The sequence below is a fragment of the Acinetobacter sp. WCHAc010034 genome, assembly GCF_001696615.3.
Taxonomy (GTDB): domain Bacteria; phylum Pseudomonadota; class Gammaproteobacteria; order Pseudomonadales; family Moraxellaceae; genus Acinetobacter.
The window spans coordinates 1,307,257-1,326,006 of sequence record NZ_CP032279.1 but is presented as its reverse complement, the minus strand read 5'-3'; the positions used below and the strand labels follow the sequence as shown (position 1 = coordinate 1,326,006).

Annotated in this window: 18 protein-coding genes; 15 read left to right on the top strand and 3 right to left on the bottom strand. The window is 52.4% G+C overall.

Annotated elements, in window-relative coordinates; genetic code table 11:
• The first annotated feature begins 89 nt into the window (after window positions 1-89).
• The 4 genes from hpf to hisG all read left to right on the top strand — a co-directional run bounded on the left by hpf (window position 90) and on the right by hisG (window position 2,775).
• The gene (gene hpf / locus BEN74_RS07910; RefSeq protein ID WP_068910343.1) at window positions 90-422 is read left to right on the top strand and encodes a ribosome hibernation-promoting factor, HPF/YfiA family; all 333 of its coding nucleotides are present in this window, start codon (window positions 90-92) and stop codon (window positions 420-422) included.
• 136 nt (window positions 423-558) lie between these two features.
• Complete coding sequence (ibaG, locus tag BEN74_RS07905; RefSeq protein ID WP_067761938.1) at window positions 559-810, top strand: BolA family iron metabolism protein IbaG; 252 nt, start codon at window positions 559-561, stop codon at window positions 808-810.
• Between the two features lie 7 nt (window positions 811-817).
• Window positions 818-2,074 carry a UDP-N-acetylglucosamine 1-carboxyvinyltransferase gene (gene murA, locus BEN74_RS07900; RefSeq protein ID WP_068910346.1) on the top strand — a complete coding sequence of 419 codons (1,257 nt, stop codon included), beginning with the start codon at window positions 818-820 and terminating at the stop codon, window positions 2,072-2,074.
• On the top strand, window positions 2,074-2,775 hold the full coding sequence (hisG, locus tag BEN74_RS07895) for an ATP phosphoribosyltransferase (RefSeq protein WP_068910348.1): 702 nt from the start codon (window positions 2,074-2,076) through the stop codon (window positions 2,773-2,775). The genes murA and hisG overlap by 1 nt, the downstream gene beginning before the upstream one ends.
• Before the next feature lie 54 nt (window positions 2,776-2,829).
• On the opposite strand, the gene BEN74_RS07890 is transcribed toward hisG, so the two are convergent.
• The gene (locus BEN74_RS07890; protein WP_068910350.1) at window positions 2,830-3,174 is read right to left on the bottom strand and encodes a nuclear transport factor 2 family protein; all 345 of its coding nucleotides are present in this window, start codon (window positions 3,172-3,174) and stop codon (window positions 2,830-2,832) included.
• Window positions 3,175-3,356: 182 nt separating this feature from the next.
• Between BEN74_RS07890 and hisD the strand changes: the two genes are divergently transcribed.
• Together hisD and hisC are read left to right on the top strand one after the other, a co-directional pair.
• Window positions 3,357-4,658, top strand: a complete 1,302-nt coding sequence (gene hisD / locus BEN74_RS07885; protein ID WP_162898161.1) for a histidinol dehydrogenase — start codon at window positions 3,357-3,359, stop codon at window positions 4,656-4,658.
• Between the two features lie 162 nt (window positions 4,659-4,820).
• Window positions 4,821-5,912, top strand: coding sequence for a histidinol-phosphate transaminase (gene hisC, locus BEN74_RS07880; protein WP_068910354.1), 1,092 nt, complete (start codon window positions 4,821-4,823; stop codon window positions 5,910-5,912).
• Between the two features lie 112 nt (window positions 5,913-6,024).
• Here hisC and BEN74_RS07875 read toward each other — a convergent pair whose 3' ends face one another.
• Window positions 6,025-7,368 carry an anthranilate synthase component I family protein gene (locus tag BEN74_RS07875; protein ID WP_068910356.1) on the bottom strand — a complete coding sequence of 448 codons (1,344 nt, stop codon included), beginning with the start codon at window positions 7,366-7,368 and terminating at the stop codon, window positions 6,025-6,027.
• Window positions 7,369-7,625: 257 nt separating this feature from the next.
• On the opposite strand from BEN74_RS07875, the gene BEN74_RS07870 reads away from it, so the two are divergent.
• The 6 genes from BEN74_RS07870 to BEN74_RS07845 all read left to right on the top strand — a co-directional run bounded on the left by BEN74_RS07870 (window position 7,626) and on the right by BEN74_RS07845 (window position 15,921).
• Window positions 7,626-8,675 carry a DUF6160 family protein gene (locus BEN74_RS07870; protein ID WP_068910357.1) on the top strand — a complete coding sequence of 350 codons (1,050 nt, stop codon included), beginning with the start codon at window positions 7,626-7,628 and terminating at the stop codon, window positions 8,673-8,675.
• Between the two features lie 197 nt (window positions 8,676-8,872).
• Complete coding sequence (locus BEN74_RS07865) at window positions 8,873-9,706, top strand: C39 family peptidase (protein WP_068910359.1); 834 nt, start codon at window positions 8,873-8,875, stop codon at window positions 9,704-9,706.
• A gap of 49 nt (window positions 9,707-9,755) precedes the next feature.
• Entirely contained in the window at window positions 9,756-10,874 is a 1,119-nt protein-coding gene (locus BEN74_RS07860) for a hypothetical protein (RefSeq protein WP_086374366.1), read from the top strand.
• Between the two features lie 12 nt (window positions 10,875-10,886).
• Window positions 10,887-12,551, top strand: a complete 1,665-nt coding sequence (locus BEN74_RS07855) for an OmpP1/FadL family transporter (protein WP_068910363.1) — start codon at window positions 10,887-10,889, stop codon at window positions 12,549-12,551.
• Window positions 12,552-12,564: 13 nt separating this feature from the next.
• Entirely contained in the window at window positions 12,565-13,875 is a 1,311-nt protein-coding gene (gene filE, locus BEN74_RS07850) for a putative pilus assembly protein FilE (RefSeq protein ID WP_068910364.1), read from the top strand.
• Window positions 13,876-13,896: 21 nt separating this feature from the next.
• On the top strand, window positions 13,897-15,921 hold the full coding sequence (locus BEN74_RS07845; protein ID WP_068910367.1) for a hypothetical protein: 2,025 nt from the start codon (window positions 13,897-13,899) through the stop codon (window positions 15,919-15,921).
• Between the two features lie 176 nt (window positions 15,922-16,097).
• Here the strand turns inward: BEN74_RS07845 and BEN74_RS07840 are convergent, their stop codons facing one another.
• Window positions 16,098-16,646, bottom strand: coding sequence for an NUDIX hydrolase (locus BEN74_RS07840; RefSeq protein WP_068910369.1), 549 nt, complete (start codon window positions 16,644-16,646; stop codon window positions 16,098-16,100).
• Between the two features lie 124 nt (window positions 16,647-16,770).
• On the opposite strand from BEN74_RS07840, the gene BEN74_RS07835 reads away from it, so the two are divergent.
• From BEN74_RS07835 to tsaB, 3 genes are all read left to right on the top strand, one after another.
• Window positions 16,771-17,370, top strand: coding sequence for a CoA pyrophosphatase (locus tag BEN74_RS07835; protein WP_068910409.1), 600 nt, complete (start codon window positions 16,771-16,773; stop codon window positions 17,368-17,370).
• A 47-nt stretch (window positions 17,371-17,417) separates the two neighbouring features.
• On the top strand, window positions 17,418-17,951 hold the full coding sequence (locus BEN74_RS07830) for a gamma carbonic anhydrase family protein (RefSeq protein WP_068910371.1): 534 nt from the start codon (window positions 17,418-17,420) through the stop codon (window positions 17,949-17,951).
• Between the two features lie 132 nt (window positions 17,952-18,083).
• Window positions 18,084-18,749: a tRNA (adenosine(37)-N6)-threonylcarbamoyltransferase complex dimerization subunit type 1 TsaB gene (gene tsaB, locus BEN74_RS07825; protein WP_068910373.1), complete on the top strand. Its 666-nt coding sequence runs from the start codon at window positions 18,084-18,086 to the stop codon at window positions 18,747-18,749.
• Window position 18,750: the final 1 nt, after the last annotated feature.

The following is an 18,750-nucleotide window of genomic DNA, read 5'->3' as shown; positions in this document are numbered from 1 at the left end:
ATGTGAAATGCATAGCTCCAGCAATTTGCAGTTATCCGAAGCTTTTGGCCAGTTCTTGCTAATCCTAAAAGAAGGTGAGGGATAGATTTATGCAAATTACAATTCGCGGCCATCATTTAACTGTTACACCTGCTATTGAAGAAGATATTCGTTTTAAGTTTGCGCAGATGACCAAGCATCTGGATCAAGTCAGCAGCATGCAGGTCAAGCTGACCAAAGACCATCAGATTGACAAGCGCTCAAGAAAAGGCAGCTCAAACCATATTGCGGAAGCGATTATCCGCTTGCCGGGGGCGGAACTGTTTGCGCAGGCGACTGCGGATGATATGTATACTTCCATCAGGAAGCTGACAGAAAAATTAAAAAGGCAGCTGCATAAGCACCGGAAAATGCAATTGACCTATCTGCCGCTGGCAGTTTAGCGCTGAATTTGCGCCAAAAAGAGGTTTTCATCAACCTCTTTTTTTATGTATATATTGTGCGTGATTAATGAATTATTTTTTTGATTTATAGTAAAATGGCACGTTTTACACCCTTAGTCCTATAAGAGGTCTTGTGATGAATAGTGAACAGCTCACTGATATTTTGAAAGCTGCTTTTCCAGAGGCTGAAGTTGCAGTAAGTGGGCAAGGCGGCAAATTTGATCTGCGCATTGTGGACGACCAGTTTGAAGGCAAGCGTCCGGTTGCGCGCCAGCAGTCCGTTTACGCGCCGCTTAATTCCTATATTGCCAGCGGTGAAGTTCACGCAGTCACTATTCGCGCAATGACCAAAGAAGAATGGCGTAAAGCAAGCCTGTTCGGAGCTTAATAATTAAATGGATAAATTTTTAATTCAGGGCGGTGTTAAGCTCGAAGGTGAAGTGCGGATTTCCGGCGCAAAAAATGCAGCGCTTCCGCTGCTGGCGGCGATGATTTTAGCCGACTCCCCAATTACCTTAACCAATGTGCCGAATCTTAAAGATGTGAATACATTGGTAAAATTAATCGCCGGGCTGGGTGTTCAGATTTCCTATGAAGGCGATACGGTCAAAGCGGATACATCGACGCTGGACAATCAGTTTGCCCCGTATGAGCTGGTTAAAACCATGCGCGCCTCTATTTTGGTGCTTGGCCCGCTATTGGCGCGCTACGGCAGTGCGCAAGTTTCATTGCCGGGCGGCTGCGCAATCGGTTCGCGCCCTGTGGATCAGCATTTAAAAGCATTGGAAGCTCTGGGCGCGCATATTGAAGTTGAAAATGGTTATGTACATGCCAAAGTCGATGGCCGCTTAAAAGGCGGCGAAGTGGTTTTTGACATGGTGACCGTAGGCGGCACTGAAAATATTTTAACCGCGGCGGTGCTGGCAGACGGCGTGACGACAATCCGCAATGCAGCCCGTGAGCCGGAAATTACCGATCTGGCGCAAATGCTGATTAAAATGGGCGCCAAAATTGAAGGCCTGGACACCGATACTCTGGTGGTGACCGGCGTTGAAAGCCTGCATGGCTGTGAATATGCCGTGGTTGCAGACCGCATTGAAACCGGCTCATACCTGGCGGCTGCGGCCATTACCGGAGGCCGGGTAAAAACCACCCATACTGACCCGAACCTGCTGGAATCAGTGCTGGACAAGTTTGAGGAAATGGGCGCGGAAGTGACCCGCGGCGATGACTGGATTGAACTGGACATGCTGGGCAAGCGCCCGAAGGCAGTCAGCTTTCAGACCTTGCCGCATCCGGAATTTCCAACCGATATGCAGGCGCAGCTGATGGCGGTAAATGCAATTGGCCGCGGCTTTGCGACAATTTCTGAAACGATTTTTGAAAACCGTTTCATGCATGTGCCTGAACTGGCCCGCATGGGCGCCAACATTCAGGTTGAAGGCAATGATGCCGTAGTAACTGGCGTAGACAAACTGTCGGCGGCGCCTGTGATGGCGACAGATTTGCGCGCTTCATTCTCCCTGGTTCTGGCTGCCTTGGCGGCTGAAGGGGAAACGCTGATTGACCGCATTTATCATATTGACCGCGGTTATGAAGAGATTGAAGCAAAATTACAAGGTTTAGGCGCCCAAATTAAGCGAGTAAGTTGATGAGCGATATGAGAAACGATGATCCAAACTTTGACGTTATGGGCAATTTTGATCATGGTTTAACTTTAGCATTAAGCAAGGGACGCATCTTAAAGGAAACTTTGCCGCTGCTGGAAACAGCAGGCATCAATCTGCTGGAAGATCCGGATAAATCCCGCAAGCTGATTTTTCCGACCACGCATAAGCAGGTGCGCATTTTAATTTTGCGCGCGTCTGATGTGCCGACCTATGTTGAAAACGGCGCTGCGGACTTGGGCGTGGCAGGCAAAGATGTGCTGATGGAGCATGGCGCGCAAAACGTTTATGAGCCGCTGGATTTGAAAATCGCCAACTGCAGGCTGATGACGGCAGGCAAAGTCGGCATGTCGCGTCCGAAAGGCCGCTTAAAAATTGCCACCAAATATGTGAACCTCACCCGCCAGTACTATGCGAGCCTCGGCGAGCAGGTGGATGTGATTAAGCTCTACGGCTCAATGGAGTTGGCGCCATTGGTCGGCTTGGGCGACTACATTGTCGATGTGGTCGATACAGGCAATACGCTGCGCGCCAACGGCCTTGAGCCATTGGAAGAAATCTGCACCGTGTCTTCGCGCCTAATCGTCAACAAAGCCAGCTTTAAGCGCAAGCAGCAGCTGCTGAACCCGATTCTGGCGCAGCTGGAAACGGCTGTTGAGGAGCGCCAGCAGGCAAAGCAGGCTTAACGGATGCTGACTGGAAGAAGCCGCCTTTTGAGGCGGCTTTTTTAGCGCTGCAGATCATGCTTCGGCTATGCAGTAAGACTGAATATGCATCAGTTTGCGCGCATCATCAAAAGCATAAATATCGCATGCGGCGATGCGGCTGTCCTGATCCGGCTTGCGGAACAGCGCCTGTCCCTGAACAATAACGGTATTTCCGCATTGATGAACCGCCTGAACTGTAAACTCATGCGCCACTGTACTGAAATAAGCTTCAATGGCGCGGCCATGCTTTAAAACCGCAGCGGCGCCTTCAATCCGCTGCTCACCGATGATCTCCCAAACCGCGGCTTCAGCCAAAGCATCTTCAATTCGGCTGAATTGGCCGGTGGAAAACAGGCGCGCAATTTCAGTCATTTTCATAGGCCGTCCATTTATTGTGCTGCTTAAATAATATGCATTTTAGCCTTAAAGGAAAGCGGCCGGCCAGCAGGATTGCCAATTCAAGCCAAAGGAATTTCCCATAAAATACGCAGGCTGGGCGGCTGATTGATGCCCACAAAATAGCGGAAACAAGGTAAACTAAAGTTTTCTACATCAACCTTGTGGGTAAATTGATGCGACGTTTATCGACTCAAGATCAAAACTTCAAGCAGGCTTTTGCTGACCTGCTGGCTTTTGAGACTGTCAGTGATCCTGAACTTTTAAAAACCGTAGACCAGATCATCGCGGATGTGCGCCAGCATGGCGATGCTCATGTTCTTAAGCTCACTCAACAGTTCGATCGGCATCCAGCGCATCAATTTTCAGACCTAGAACTGAGCCAAGAGCAGCTCAAAGCCGCCTTTGACAGTTTAAATACTGAAGTCCGTGAGGCTCTGGAACTGGCCGCCGGCCGCATCCGTGAATTCCATCAGGCGCAAAAGCAGGAAGGCTGGACTTATGTCGATGCCCTGGGCAACACTTTGGGCCAGAAAGTCACCCCGCTGGACCGCGTCGGCATTTATGTGCCGGGCGGCTTAGCGTCTTATCCGTCTTCAGTGCTGATGAATGCGGTGCCTGCGCAGGTGGCCGGCGTGCCGGAAATCATCATGGTGGTGCCTGCGCCGAACGGCGAGCTGAATCCTCTGGTTCTGGCGGCAGCTTATTTGGCTGGCGTTCACCGCGTATTTACTATTGGCGGCGCGCAGGCGGTAGCAGCCCTGGCTTACGGGACGGAAACAGTTCCATCTGTAGATAAAATTACCGGGCCGGGCAACCGTTTCGTAGCGGCCGCCAAGCGCGCGGTATTCGGCCAAGTCGGCATTGATATGATTGCGGGCCCTTCTGAAATTCTGGTGTATGCGGAAGGCGCAAACAATGCCGAATGGCTGGCGATGGATATCCTGTCGCAGGCGGAGCATGACACCGTTGCGCAGGCGATTTTCATCACGCCGGATGAGCAGCTGCTGAATGAAGTTGCGCAGGCGGTGGAACAGCATTTGGCGGCATTGCCTAAGGCGAAAATTGCCCGCACGTCAATTGCCAACCGCGGCGCCTTGGTGCTGGTGAAAGACCGCCAGGAAGCGGTTGAGCTGATTAATCAGGTGGCGCCTGAGCATTTGGAGCTGTGCCTGGATGAGGCGCAGGAAATGTCGGAAAGCATCCGCCATGCCGGGGCGATTTTCATGGGGCGCTATACTCCGGAAGCGATTGGCGACTACTGCGCAGGGCCAAATCACGTCCTGCCGACATCAGGCACCGCGCGCTTTTCATCGCCGCTGGGCGTATATGATTTCCAGAAGCGCTCCAGCCTGATCATGTGTTCGCAGGACGGCGTGAAAAGCTTGGCGAAAACCGCTGATATTCTGGCGCAGCAGGAAAATCTGGATGCGCATGCGCGTTCGGCGCGCTACCGCTATCAGTAATTTAAATCCTGCCTTAAACCTGATTCTCAAAAAAAGTGCCTTCTCCCTCAGGGAGAAGGCTTGGATTAGGGTTATTTTGTCAGGCGAATGTTTTAATCACTTCTCCCTTGCGGAGCAATGTTCCTTATCTTCTGAAAGGAGAGGGAATTCAGAGAATATAAAATGTCTAGCATTACCACAGAACAGATGCGCTTTTGGAGTCCGGCCGTGCGCGAGCTGGAGCCTTATGTGCCGGGCGAACAGCCGAAAATCCAGAATTTATTAAAGCTCAATACCAATGAAAATCCGTATCCGCCATCGCCTAAAGTAGCGGCGGCGGTGCAGGCGGTATTGGCAGATTCAGCCGATGCGCTGCGCTTATATCCTGACCCGGATGCATCCGCTTTAAAGCAGGCGATTGCGCAGCAGCAGCATGTCGAAGCCAGCCATGTCTTTGTCGGCAATGGCTCGGATGAAGTGCTTGCGCATATTTTCAAGGCATTTTTCGTGCAGGAACTGCCTGTGCTGTACCCGGATATCACTTACAGTTTCTATCCTGTTTACAGCCAGTTCTTCGGGGTGAGAACCAAAATCTTGCCGCTGAATGATGATTTCGAAATTGCGCCAAATGACTACAAGCAGGCCAACGGCGGCATCATCATTACCAACCCGAATGCGCCGACCAGCATTGCGCTTGGCTTATCTGCGATTGAAGAAGTATTGCAGGCCAATCCGGATTCCGTGGTGGTGATTGATGAAGCTTATGTAGATTTCGGCGCAGAGTCTGCGGTAAGTTTGGTGGAAAAATACGACAATTTGGTGGTCTGCCAGACTACTTCCAAATCGCGTTCACTGGCGGGCTTGCGGGTCGGTTTCGCGATTGCGCAGCCGCATCTGATTGCGGCGCTTGAAGCGGTGAAAAACAGCTTTAACTCCTATCCAATTGACCGCTTTGCGATTGCCGCTGCTGTGGCTTCATTTGAAGATCAGGAATATTTTGAAGCGCAGTGCCAAAAAGTGATCGCCAGCCGCGGCAAGCTGGCTGCGGATCTGGAAGCTCTCGGCTTCAAGGTTTTGCCGTCCAAAGCCAACTTTATTTTTGCTTCGCTGCCGGCGAGGGATGCCGGCGAGCTGGCGGCTGAACTGCGCGGGCGCGGCGTGATCGTGCGCTATTTCAATAAACCGCGGATCAATCAGTTTTTACGCATTACGGTTGGAACGGATGAGCAGAATCAGCGCCTGGTTGACACTTTAAAGCATGACATTCTGGCTTAAATTTGCCTTGGCCTGTTCAGGCTAAAGCTGAATGCAGGCGATAAAAAGCGGATCTTGATTTGATATGAAGATCCGCTTTTTTAATGGCTTTTGGGTCTGGCTGGGAATGAGTTTAACCTTCAGGCTGGCGCCAGGTGTTCAGCAAATTCAGCATGGCGGAAACTTTGTCAAAGCATTCCTGATACTCTGCATCGCAATCTGAGGCGATGGTGATGCCGCCGCCGGCCCATAAAGACACCTGATCCTGATATTTCTGAATGGAGCGGATCAGAATATTCCATGACCCTGTGCCGTCCTCATTAAAATAGCCCATGGAGCCGCAGTAGGCGCCGCGCGGCGCGCCTTCCAGCTCATCAATAATCTGCATGGCGCGGATTTTCGGCGCGCCGGTAATCGAGCCGCCCGGCAGGGCGGACAGCAGCATTGCAAAAGGATTCACATCATCTTTCAAGGTGGCCGTGACTTCGCTCACCATATGATGCACCTGATTGAAAGATTCAATCGCAAACAGTTCTGGCGTTTTGACGCTGCCGGTTTCCGCATAGACGCTCAGGTCATTGCGCAGCAGGTCAACAATCATCACATTTTCCGCCTGATCTTTTTCGGACTGCTGCAAAGCCTGCTTTGACTGCAAGTCTAAAACCGGATCACTGAAGCGCGGCATGGTGCCTTTGATCGGCTTGGTGACAATTTTGCGTTCAGCTTCAAAATCAATGAATAATTCCGGCGAGCAGCTCAGCAGTTCAAAATCATCAATGCGCAGATAGCCTGAATAAGGCGCATCGGTCAGGCTCCAGAACTGTTCGGCCGTATCTAGCAGCCTTCCATTAGCCTGCGCGGTGAATTCCTGCGTCAGGTTGATCTGATAGCAGTCGCCGGCCTTAATGTATTCCTGAACCTGCTGAAATGCAGAGGCATACTGCGCTTTAGGCCAGCGCGCAGCGCAGGGGGCTGTCAGGCGGAAGCTTTCCGCATGGTTCAGATCCCGCATTGACGATTGCAGCAGGGCTTCAACTTCAGCAAAGTCCCCGGCAGGGCAGCGCAGCGTCCATCCAGCTGCGCTCCATTCCAGATAAGTGCTGAAGCGGCCTAAAAACAGGCTGGGCTGGCTTTTCTGCCGCAGGGAAATCTGCTGCGCTGCGCCGTAGTCATAGCTGATGAAGCCCATGAATCCGCCTTGAAAGCTGCGGCTGCAACCGCTTGCTGAAATGCCGCCGCGCAGTTCCGGCAAATGCTCAGCTTCCTCTGCGGCATAGGCCATCAGGCCGTTTTTTGCGTAATGCGTCAACTGCTGGCCATTCAGCAGGAAATATTCATCCGCCAGAAATGCAATCACCGGATGCCCGTTATTCTGCAGATACACAGCATGCGGAAAATCAGCCAAGGACTTTAAAATTAAGCTGGGCGCAATGTTTTGATTAAACAAAATTTTTTCATGGATTTTCGGGTTTTGCATGCTGAAATAAAATGCAGGATTTAAAAGAGATAAGCCTATTTTATCGCAATGCGGAGGGCTTGTTGGTGTAAATACCGTTTATCGGCAACAGAAAGATTGCGACCAACAGCAGTTGATCAAAAAATGGCGCAGATATACTTTAGTCAGGCGGGCAGACTACTCAAGGAAAGATATAACGGCTGCCATAAAATAAATAAGCAGCGGTTTATATCGAGTGGTTGACAATCAAAAAAATAATACTCTTGGGAGAGTAAAAGATGAAAAAGTTCACTAAACTTGTTTTAGTTTCTTCTATGGCAATCAGCGCAAATGCAATGGCAATGCAGGCAATGGATGATGCCTCATTGGGCGCAACCACTGGTCAAGACGGCATTAATATCGGCATTGGCATCTCCAAAATTGAAATCGACAAAGTTTTAATCCACGATAATGACGGCTTAAATGGAACAGCGGCTAATGCCGGCGCAATTGTGATTAAAGGCAACGGCGTTTCCAATATGGTCGGCGGCGTAGAAACGAACGTTGTGAAGGATAAGGGTATTGTTATCGGCGCAAACTATGCCGATGGGGGGAAATACTTACTGGCGTCACGCAACTTGGCTGACTTGAAAATTGACAGTGACGCTGGCGCAGGATCAGGCAACACTGCATTCATCAACATTGCTGCGCAAGTTTCAGGCCTTGATATCAATATCGGTGAAATCGGCGTAACAGCTTCCGGCACGGCTGGTGCAGGCACCAATGCAGGCACAATCCGCCGCGGCGGTGACAGCAACAACTACAATGCAATTTTAAGCGGACTGTCGCTGAAAACAGGCAAAATGGATGCCAATATTCAAGTGGGCGCAGCTCCTCAAGGCGCTATGGTTAAGCTGAATACTAAGATGATCGGCGGCTTGGAAATCCAAAACCTCGGCATTCTGGATAATTCAACCAATGGCGCAGCTGTGGGTTCTGTTTCAGTGGCCGGTACTCCAACGCCAGTAACAACGAAGAAAGCGGGTGAAATTTTCATTGAAAGCATCAAGCTTGCTGACGCAGCTGGTTCAGATTTATCGATTAATTCTGATATTCAAGTCTTCAACGATGCTTATGTCGGCGGCGGCAATACACTTGGCAAAGCGGCGCATATCCGCATTGTCAGCAATGACACAGGCGCGAAAGATACGTATATCAAAGGCATTCATCTGGGCAGCCGCGATGCAGCTTCAATTGGCGATGTAGAAGTGCAGGGCATGCAAACCTACTACTCAACCGCTCCGGGCTCATACACGAAAGGCGCAGTTATTACCATTTCTGGCCACTAAGATTTAAGCAGAAAAAGCGCGTGAAATTCACGCGCTTTTTTTTACATAAAAATGCTGAAAGCCAGCAAAAATATAAAAAAAATACTGTTTTTTTGTGAAAAAAAAGGTATCTTGCATAGTACATGGATGTAGGGCTCCGGCTCTAAAATAAAGATAAAAAGGCATAGATTTGCCGATAACTAAAAAAGTCAGAACATATGTTAGAGATAGCTCTAGGCTCGGCATTGATGTATTACTTTGCCAAAGAGTCCTTCGATATAAAAGAAAAGCCGGCAGGGGCAGTGTATTACACTGAAACTCTGGATTCGCGCAATGACTCCTATACGCGGATGCACCGGGAAACCGTTAAAATCAAGCCTGCCATTGAAGACCAGTTCCGCGGAATTGTGCGCCAAGCCTATGACTACAGCTGCGGCTCAGCGGCATTAACCACTTTGCTCAATGGCTATGTGGGCACGCAGCTGACCGAACAGCAAACCATGAAAGGCTTGCTGAAGTTTGGCGAAACAGAAAAAATCATCGAACGTCGCAGTTTTTCATTATTGGACATGAAGCGCTTTGCCGGCGCCCTCGGCTTGGAAAGCGGCGGCTACAAAGGCGAGTTTGCTGATTTGGTCAGTCAGGGCCAGCCCGCGATTGTTCCGATCTCCTATGCGGGCTTTAAGCATTTTGTGGTATTTAAAGGCTACAAAAATGGCCGGGTTTATGTGGCAGATCCGGCGCTGGGCAATATCAGCTTTGATGAAACGCGCTTCAAGGAAATTTGGGAAAATAATACTTTATATTTAATTAATGTTGCGCCTGAACAGCGGAAAAACTTACTGGCATTGCAGGATGCCGATATGCGCCATGTCGAAGATGCGACAGTCAACCGCTACGCATTTGCCGATATTCAGTATCCGCAGTTTTACATGGACAAAATTGCGGACAAAGCATCTACAATCCGGCTCGATAAAAACATGAATGAAGAGTCGGAATCTTACGGGCAGCCGGCATACAATTATTTGCGGCTCTACTATAAGAGCAAATGATTTTTTTGAAAAAAGCGAAATTAAAAAAATAAAAGCAGTGGGATGGAATATGAAAAGTAAATGGATGAACAGAACCATATTAGCCATGGGCATTCAGCTGGCTATTGGCGCAGCCTATGCCGCCGAAGAGCCTGCGCTGGGGGAGCATGAGCCGGCAGGCCAGCAGCAGGAAGCCGCTGCGGAACAGCCGGCTGTAGGCGGTTATGATGCTGTTGAGCAGCCGGATGCGCCACAGGCTCAGGCATCAGATGCGCTGCAGCAGCAGGCGGGGGACGCCAGTCAGGAAACGAATCTGCAGGAAGTTTTCACCTCGAATGAGCGCCAGTATTCATTGATTAAAAAAGGTGATATTTCATCTTATTATGATATTGACTATACCTACTACCGCGACACCCAGCTGGATATGGAAATGGCCAAAGGCCAGCTCTATCAGCTGCGCGTTCAGGAAAATGCCACCCATTCCATCACTAACACTTTCACGCTGCAGTACGGCGTGCTGGATAACCTGACCTTTACCGCATCGCTGCCTTTGGTGGCGAAATCAGATTTGCTGAAGGATGCCTCGACTGCAGGCCTGGGCGATATTTCGCTGGGCGCGCGCTGGGAGCCTTTCCCGCTGAAAGCCGGGCGGATGCCTTTAATCCTGTTTGGCAGCCTGTCCACCAAGACCGGCGACAGCCCTTATGAAGTCAATGCTGCTTCAGATTTGGCGACAGGCAAGGGCTATTATTCTGTGGGCGTGGGCGCAAGCACGCGCAAATATATTGATCCGGTGGTGCTTTTCGCTTCGGTTTCCGCCAATTACGGCCTGAAAGAGGATGATTTGAATCAGCGCCGCGGCACCCGGGTGATCAAGGAGTTTGATCCGGGCATCAGCGGCGGTTTCACCTTCGGTTTTGCATACTCATTCAACTATGACGTATCCATGACTATGTCCTATCAGCAGAGCTTCAATACCGGCGCCGAATTCGGCTACAGCACGGGCGAATCGTATTCGCCGGCTGACCAGACCAGTTCAACTTTAGCGATTTCCCTGGGCGTGCGCGTATCTCCGGACACCATTGTGAATGGCACGGTCGGCTTAGGCTTAACGGAAGATGCGCCGGATGTTTCGCTCGGCCTGTCTTTCCCGCTGGATATTTTAGGTTTCGGCAAGAAAATCCGCTAAGAGGGCTGGCGCATGAATCAAATTCGACTCAGCCCGCTCGTTAGCGCGATTATTTTAGCGGGCTGTTCCAGCGCGGCGTTTGCGCAGCTGGGAACAAACTTATCTGTAGATACGCGCGCTCTGGCGCTGGGCAATGCGGTAACCGCAGATCCGCCGGGCATCAGCGCCGTGCATTTCAACCCCGCGGCTTTAACGAAAATTCAAGGCCTGCAGACCGATGTGCAGGGCATCGTTGCAAATTTTGATATTCAGCGCGAGTTTTCCGTTCCCGCCGGCTATAACGTTTTCGGCTATTCCGATGATCCGATCGTCTGCAATGACGGGCCTGAAGTTGCATCGGATATCTGCACCGATTTTAAAGGCACAGTGCACGGCGATGTCGAATACGCCAGCCTGTATGTGCCGGTTTTGAAGAAAATGGTGGATCTGGGCGAAGGCATGCCGCTGGCGGCGCCGACTGCAGGCATCGCCTATAACCCGCCGGGTTCCAAGGCCACTTTTGCCACGGCAATGTATGCGCCATTGATTGCAGGCTTTGGCGCTGAAAACGGCAATCCCGGAAACTATATGGGGCAGCAGGTTGCGCTGGAGCGCATCACCTATTTGTCGCCGTCCATCGGCTATCAGATCAATGACCAGCTGTCGATTGGCGGCGGCATAGGCATGTCCTATCAGGCGATTGGCCTGAAAACCGATCTGCGCTTTCCCAATGAGCTGATCGGCATGCTGCGCATGATTGATGAAGTGGTCTGCACGCCGTTCAAGGAAAATTCAGACATTATCACTGATATCCTGCTGCTGGGCATGTGCAATGCAGACGAAGGCATGAACCCTTTTGGCCGTTTTGGCCAAATGCAGCTGGCGATGGAGCAGTCGCTCAGCCCAAGCTACAACCTGGGCGTGCTGTGGGAGCCGACGGAAGATTTCAGCTTCGGCATGGTGTATCAGAGCGCAGCCAAAATGCGCTTAAAAGGCAAGTACCATATTGACAACGCCAAGGCGCCGCAGGAAATGATCAAAGGGCTGATGTCCTCTCCGACCGGGCAGATCCTGGCTTCGATTCTGGGGTTCCCCAGCTCGGTTCCCGCCAGCGAATCCGGCCTGGTGGCGATGGATTTTGAATATCCGGCGCATTTTCAGGCTGGCGTCAAATACAAGCTGATGCCGGATTTGCAGGTCAATTTTGATGTGGGCTGGACCGACTATAAGGCATGGGACAAGTTCCGCTTTGAGTTCGACCGGCAAATTTCAGCGCTGAAAATTGCGAAACTGCTGTCTGAAAATATAAGCGATGCTTCCTTGGCGCTGCCGTTGGAGTTTACCTCGCCGTGGAACTTCGGCATCGGCCTGGAATATTCTGCAACAGACCGCCTCAAGCTGCGCGCAGGCTATGAGCCGCGGGCCAGCGCCATTCCTGACGGCAAGCGCAACACCATGATTCCCATCAATGGCGCGCAGCTGTTCGGCTTAGGCGTCGGCTACCGCTTTGATGCCGATACCGATCTGGATTTGTCGATTGGCTTCCTGCGCAGCAAAGACAATATTCCGGCCAACAGCAGCAGCATGGCGAACCAGACCGGGGTAAACAATATTTTATTAAACCCCTATGCCGGCCTGAACGTTAAGACCGATACAAAAATTACGATTCTGGGACTGAACTATAGAACACGGTGGTAGGGTAGGAATAAGGATGAAAGGGAATTTATTGATGCAGTCGGTGCTGGCATGCGCAGTGATGCAGGCGCCGGTTTCCTATGCAGGCGCATTTCATACCATTATTGGCCCGGATGGCCGGCCGATGGTGGTGCAGTTGCCGGATCAGGCAGCGAAGCCGGCTGTGTCATTGGCGGTTCAGAACGCGCCGTCAGCCGCGGCGCAGGAAGAGCGCTTGCCGGAGCCTGCAGCGCATTTGAATCCAGCTCAAGCGCAGAAAATTCAGCAGGCGCTCCAAGATCTTGAGCTTTCATCCAGGCAGCAGGAAATGCAAAGCATCATGCCGCCGCAGGCCTTGCTGGAATCCTCAGTCAATGTACCGTCAGCAAAGCAGCCGTCGGAACAGGCTGTCCGCCAAGCCGATGCACAGCCGGCAGCAGCGTCAGCGCCTAAAAAAGCTGCAGCTGAAGAGCCTGTAGCGCAAGCGCTTCAAAAGGCTGCTGTCCCGGCGCAGCCGGGCAAGGCTGTTGCGGAAAACACTGAGCCGCGGAAAAAGCCGCAAGCATCCTTCAGGGTCTTGCCGCCGGAACTTGTACAGAAGCGGCCTGAAGCGCCTCCGCCAGCGCGGAGCAGCGCCGAACAGCGCGCCGGTTTTTCCGCGCTGGGCGCCGAGCAGTATGTCAACAGCGAGTATCTGGAAGGCAAGGAATTCAATCTGGAAGGGAAAAAGCGCTTTTATGCGATGCCTGAAGGCGTGATTGACGCCAAAGCCGGTTCAACCCGGATGCAGATGGTGGAGCGTGAAAAAGGGGTCAGTAAATCGGTGCTGGATTCTCTATTTAAAGCCAGCCGCCCGGCTGCGCAAGGCCCAGTGGTTTTGTCGGCTTCTTATTACCGGGTGTCCAGGGCTGATGCGGTAAATGGCCTGGGCCAGCAGTGCTTTCAGGATAAAAAAATCAAAAAAGCCAAAAGCCTGAAGCCGCAGTCTGAGGTGAATCTCTGGCCGCGCACGCCATTGCATGATGAGTTCGATTTTGAAGTGGTCCGGGTGGAAAACGCCATACAGAATATCCAGATCAACTCTTATGCATCCAGACAGGACAATCCGGCATTTTACTGGCCATTTGCGGTGTTTCTGGACAGCCAGGGCTGCGTGCTGGAAGGCGCCGGCGGCTATAAGAATAATGACGCTGGCCCGGACTACCTCTACCGTGAGCGCATTGAGGGGGTAATTCAAGTGCCGGATAAAACTGAATATATTTTACTTACGCCCTTAGCTGCAGCCATTGATGTGGAGCAGCGCGCATTGGCGAATTATGGGCAGCTTAAATTAATTGCAATCCGTTAAGGACAAAACTAGAGAGTCAGGATGAAAAATAAAAGAATATTGCCGTTTGCCTTGGGCGCATTGGTCGCCGCTTTAAGCGGCTGCGGCGGTGAAAGCGCCAATATTATTCCGGAAGCTTATGACACCAGCACCGAAAATGGCGCCTGCTACAGCAATACCGCCGGCTGCATGGAATTTGTGCTGGACTATCCTCTGGAAGGCTTGAATTTCACCTGCTCAAGCGATGCAAAAAATAAATTCATTACCTTATTCAATGTGAATGAAAGCGTATCTAGCGGCGCCTGCAAAATGGGCGATACCGTGACTTTCTATCTGATGGGGGGCAAGGAGCGCAAAATTGACTTAGGCAAAGTCAATTTAAGCGCGATTTCCAATGTCGCCAGCGGCGCGTCGCCGCCGCGCCTAACGCTGCTGGATATTGCCGGCGGCATCACCGGCCAGGCCGCTCAGGCGCTGAACAAGAATGATGATACGGTCAAAGCCGCGATGCGCCTGGCTAAAATCATTCAGGCGATTGGCCTGAAAGATGCCCGGATTGATTCCGCTGCGGATATTCAGCCGGTATATATGGATGCGGAAAACCGCACGGGCCTGGAAGGGCTGGCCAAGTCTGTCACCTTGGCGGATTTCAAGAATCCGGATGAGGCTGCATTCAGCCAGCTTTTCAGCCCTTGGCTGAACCTGCAGCAGGTCAGTGATGACGACGCCTTTAAGGTGGTGGCTAAATTAGCCAATATTTCAGCTGCCGGGGTTTTCCAGCCGGAGTTCGCCTTATTTTCTGCGCCGCAGCTGATTGTTTCCGGCATCAGCGGCTCAAACGGCTTAGTCGGCTGCGATAAAGCGGAATGCCTGCCGAAAGACACCGGAAAAATCAATTCATTCGGCCATTTTCTGCTGATGACCGACCGCCAGGGCATGACATTCGGCAGCGGAGTGCAGTGGCGCGGCAAAGTGGAGAAAGAGCTGACGACCATCGGCGGAGTCAATTTGGAGCTGATGCTGACCGCGAAGCCCAAGCAGATGACCGCCGCGCAGCAGGACAACTGGATTGATCCGGTGACTCATGAAATTGACCGCAAGCGCCAGCTGGGCTTTAAATTTGACTTCAATGAAGCCGGCACCGAGCCGCTGATTATTAAGCAGGGGACTTTGCTGGCGGATAAAATGGTTGCAGGCGCCGGCGGCGGACTGTACAGGGCGCTTGCCGGCCTGAGCAGCTCCGCTGCGCTGACCGCGCAGGACGAGGCGCGGCTGGGCCGCTGGGAACAGCGTGTCAGCGGCGCAGACTATAAGGGAACGCTGGACCTGTACAAGCAGTTCCCGATCACCTATTTGGATAAAAAAGTATTCAAGACTGAAGGCAATGTCAGGGCGTCGCAGAATTACATTTTCCCGCTGTATGCCGACCTGACGTTCAAGTTTAAAAATGCAGAGGTGAAGCCGGTCAAGCTGGGCATCGTCATTGACCGCAATGGCGATATCCGCACCAATATGCGCCCGAATGTGCCGGACGATGCCTTTACAGACCCGATGACGCCGCTGGCGGATTTGTCCACAGATCCGGCGAACGGCTGTTCCGGCAGCGATGTGCTGGATCCGCTGCTGATGCAGGATGATTCAGGCACCCAGCAGTACCGCATCGGCACGGTTTCCAGGGCATTCACCAGCGGTTCAAAGGTGACGCCAAATGCATTGTCACTGCGCATGATTTTGGGCGGCGAGGCCTTCGGCACGCTGAACGGCGCGCTGATCGGCATGAACACCACGATAAAAATTTCGCCTGATACCAATGAAAATATTGTGGTCGGCGGCGCGCTGCTGCAGATGGCCAGCCTGCTGAATGCGCAGGCAGGATCGCGCCCTTCCGGAGTCGCCTTCACCGATTCAGCCGGCAGGGCGGCGCAGTGGGGCAACAGCTTCGCCAGCTTTAACCGGACGTTCAGTGTGAAGAACCCGAATGATGCTGAGGCCAAAGCGCTGGCTAAGCTGACGGGCGGTGAAATCGGCTTTGAGCTGGCGCCGTGCTATGAAATTCAGTCCAGATAAGCGCAGGCTGATCGGGTGATTGATGCCAGCCAAGTAATTGGCTGGCATTTTTTATCCGGGCTGTTTTTTGATGCGCGCAAGGCGCCGCGGCGGCTAACCCGAAAAATCAGGGCGCTTATTTCAAGTTTTATGCTTTATAGCGGGGCGCGGATGGCGGGCTTTGGGCTGTGCGGCTGTCAGCCTGTATGATCTAAGCGCGTGCCCAGCGTTTCTAAATGCATATTGAATTGGCCGCTTTTGCGGTCTGCAAAATAATGCTTCAGCGTGCGCTCTACGCTGGGGAAGGCCAGCTCATCCCAGGGAATTTCATCTTCGCTGAACAGCCGGGATTCAATGGTTTCTTCGCCGGCGCCGAATTTGCCTTCAAGCAAATCGGCCTTAAACAGCACGTAAATTTGGCCAATGCGCGGAATGTTGTACATGCAGTACAGCTGCTGAATGCTGACCTCGGCCTGCGCCTCTTCGCGGGTTTCGCGGGCTGCGCCCTGCTCCATGGTTTCAAACAGCTCCATGTAGCCTGCAGGCAGCGTCCACAGGCCGTAGCGCGGCTCAATCGCGCGGCGGCACAGCAGCACCTTATCCTGCCAAAGCGCTAAAGCGCCGCAAATCACTTTAGGATTCACATAATGAATAAAACCGCACTGGGTGCATACACGACGGACTTGGTGGTCGCCAAGAGGAATTTTTTCAGCTGTTTTATCGCCGCAGTTCGTGCAGAAGTTCATATTCAAGGTCAATGATCTAGCTTAGCGCCAGCATAACTTAAAAATAGAACTTTGGCATCATTTCTGAGCAGGGGCGCAAAAATTGAGCTATGATGAAATCAGCGGAACAGCAAAGGAAGCGCGGATGAATGATCGCTCATTAACACAAAAACTGCAGCAAAGCCTGCGGTTCTCCCCGCGCATACAGTACGCGCAAGCCGCTGTGTTAATTGCGGTGACCGATGAAGCCGATCCTAAAATCCTGCTGACGCGCCGTTCAGCCTACCTGTCCAACCATGCCGGCGAAGTGTCCTTTCCCGGCGGCAAGCGCGACCCGAATGACACCAGCAACATTGTGGCGGCGCTGCGTGAAGCGCAGGAAGAAACCGCGCTGAACCCCTTTGATGTACAGCTTTTGGGCGATTTGCCGATGCAGAAAGCCAGAAACGGCATGCTGGTCAAGCCGGTTGTCGGGCTGATACCGCCGCAGGTCGAGTTGATTGCGCAGCCGTCAGAAATTGACCGGATTTTTTTTGCCTCGCTGGAAAAGCTGATGCAGGCGCCTCCGGTTCCTTATGAGGTGCGCTATGCGCATCAGTCGCTGTATTTCCCCAGCATGCGGGTGGAAAATGAAATTGTCTGGGGGCTGACCGCGCGCATGCTGGTTTCGCTGTTTCAGTACGGTCTGGACTATCAAAAAGACTGGCCGTTTTTAGTCAATTCGCCCGCATTCACGCTGCGCTGAAACCGTGGCGGAATCATTAATTTCGGGCAATTTTTCAGGGAAGAATCATGCTGTATAAATTTGAAGGGCATGCGCCGCAAGCCGCGCATCAGCCTTGGGATGGCTGGGTAGCGGACAGCGCCGCAGTGATCGGGCAGGTTGAACTGGGGCGGCAGGCCAGCGTCTGGTTTGGCGCCGTGATCCGCGCAGACAACAGCCGGATTAAGCTGGGCGATTTCAGCAATGTGCAGGAAAACGCCGTGCTGCATACCGATGCCGGGATTGAAATGCATATCGGCAATTACGTTACCATCGGCCATCAGGCGACGCTGCATGGCTGCACAGTCGGCGACAACAGCCTGATCGGCATCAATGCGGTGGTCCTGAATCATGCGGTGATTGGCAAAAACTGCATCATTGGCGCCAATGCGCTGATTCCTGAAGGCAAAGTCATTCCGGACAATTCCGTGGTCATGGGCTCGCCGGGCAAGGTGGTGAAAACGCTGGATGACGCCGCGGCGGCCAAACTGCAGCAGAGCGCCCTGCATTACGCCGCGCATTTTCCGAAGTTCATGCAGCTGGAGCCTGCGCAGCTGGATTAATTCAGCATCATGATTTTCTCAGCCTGGAATCTTCCGGGCTTTTTTGTATCCAAAGTTGGAACTTCTCGCGCAGCACCGGCGAGTGGAGTATCATGTCCGTCGTTTTTTAGACTGATTTAATTAAGGTTGTGCATGAAAGTGCTGGCACTGGAAACTGCCAATGAGCAGTGTTCCGTCTGTATTGCAGATGAAAATCAAGAGCTTTATTTCCAACTCGATGCGCGCGCGAAGGCACAAACGCAAACGATCCTCCCTTTGATTGAGCAGGGCCTGGCTGAAGTCAATATTCAGCTTTCGGGCCTGACTGCGGTGGCATTCAGCCGCGGGCCGGGCTCATTCAGCGGCGTCCGGATTAACGCCGCGGTGACGCAGGCGCTGGCCTGGGCGAATGACCTGCCGGTGATCCCTGTTTCAACACTGCAGGCGCTGGCGCAGGCCGCCTACCGCACAGCGGGCCTGACTGAAGTGACCGCCGTGCTGGATGCGCGCATGCAGGAAGTGTATATCGCCAGCTTCAAGCTGGATGAGCAGGGCATTATGCAGCCCGCAGACGAAGAACAATTATTAAGCTACAGCGAAGCGGAGCAGGCGGTGAAATTCACCCTGATCGGCTCCGGTTCAGATTTAGTTAAGCCAGAACAACTACAGTACAAAGCTGTCAGCGCAACAGCGCAGGATATCGCGGCCATTGCGCGCGCGCATGCGCAGCAGCGCAGCTGGGTGGCAGCGGAGTACGCCTTGCCTGTTTATCTGCGCGATAATGCATGGAAAAAAATCCCGGAACAGGGCAAACCGTAAT

Excerpts from the sequence above, each read along its gene's own strand:
- tsaB (WP_068910373.1), top strand. The coding sequence starts at position 18,084 with ATGAAAGTGCTGGCACTGGAAACTGCCAATGAGCAGTGTTCCGTCTGT.
- murA (WP_068910346.1), top strand. The coding sequence starts at position 818 with ATGGATAAATTTTTAATTCAGGGCGGTGTTAAGCTCGAAGGTGAAGTG.
- BEN74_RS07860 (WP_086374366.1), top strand. The coding sequence starts at position 9,756 with ATGAAAAGTAAATGGATGAACAGAACCATATTAGCCATGGGCATTCAG.
- BEN74_RS07870 (WP_068910357.1), top strand. The coding sequence starts at position 7,626 with ATGAAAAAGTTCACTAAACTTGTTTTAGTTTCTTCTATGGCAATCAGC.
- ibaG (WP_067761938.1), top strand. The coding sequence starts at position 559 with ATGAATAGTGAACAGCTCACTGATATTTTGAAAGCTGCTTTTCCAGAG.
- BEN74_RS07840 (WP_068910369.1), bottom strand. The coding sequence starts at position 16,646 with ATGAACTTCTGCACGAACTGCGGCGATAAAACAGCTGAAAAAATTCCT.
- BEN74_RS07845 (WP_068910367.1), top strand. The coding sequence starts at position 13,897 with ATGAAAAATAAAAGAATATTGCCGTTTGCCTTGGGCGCATTGGTCGCC.
- BEN74_RS07865 (WP_068910359.1), top strand. The coding sequence starts at position 8,873 with ATGTTAGAGATAGCTCTAGGCTCGGCATTGATGTATTACTTTGCCAAA.
- BEN74_RS07830 (WP_068910371.1), top strand. The coding sequence starts at position 17,418 with ATGCTGTATAAATTTGAAGGGCATGCGCCGCAAGCCGCGCATCAGCCT.
- filE (WP_068910364.1), top strand. The coding sequence starts at position 12,565 with ATGAAAGGGAATTTATTGATGCAGTCGGTGCTGGCATGCGCAGTGATG.
- hisG (WP_068910348.1), top strand. The coding sequence starts at position 2,074 with ATGAGCGATATGAGAAACGATGATCCAAACTTTGACGTTATGGGCAAT.
- BEN74_RS07890 (WP_068910350.1), bottom strand. The coding sequence starts at position 3,174 with ATGAAAATGACTGAAATTGCGCGCCTGTTTTCCACCGGCCAATTCAGC.
- BEN74_RS07875 (WP_068910356.1), bottom strand. The coding sequence starts at position 7,368 with ATGCAAAACCCGAAAATCCATGAAAAAATTTTGTTTAATCAAAACATT.
- hisC (WP_068910354.1), top strand. The coding sequence starts at position 4,821 with ATGTCTAGCATTACCACAGAACAGATGCGCTTTTGGAGTCCGGCCGTG.
- BEN74_RS07855 (WP_068910363.1), top strand. The coding sequence starts at position 10,887 with ATGAATCAAATTCGACTCAGCCCGCTCGTTAGCGCGATTATTTTAGCG.
- hpf (WP_068910343.1), top strand. The coding sequence starts at position 90 with ATGCAAATTACAATTCGCGGCCATCATTTAACTGTTACACCTGCTATT.
- BEN74_RS07835 (WP_068910409.1), top strand. The coding sequence starts at position 16,771 with ATGAATGATCGCTCATTAACACAAAAACTGCAGCAAAGCCTGCGGTTC.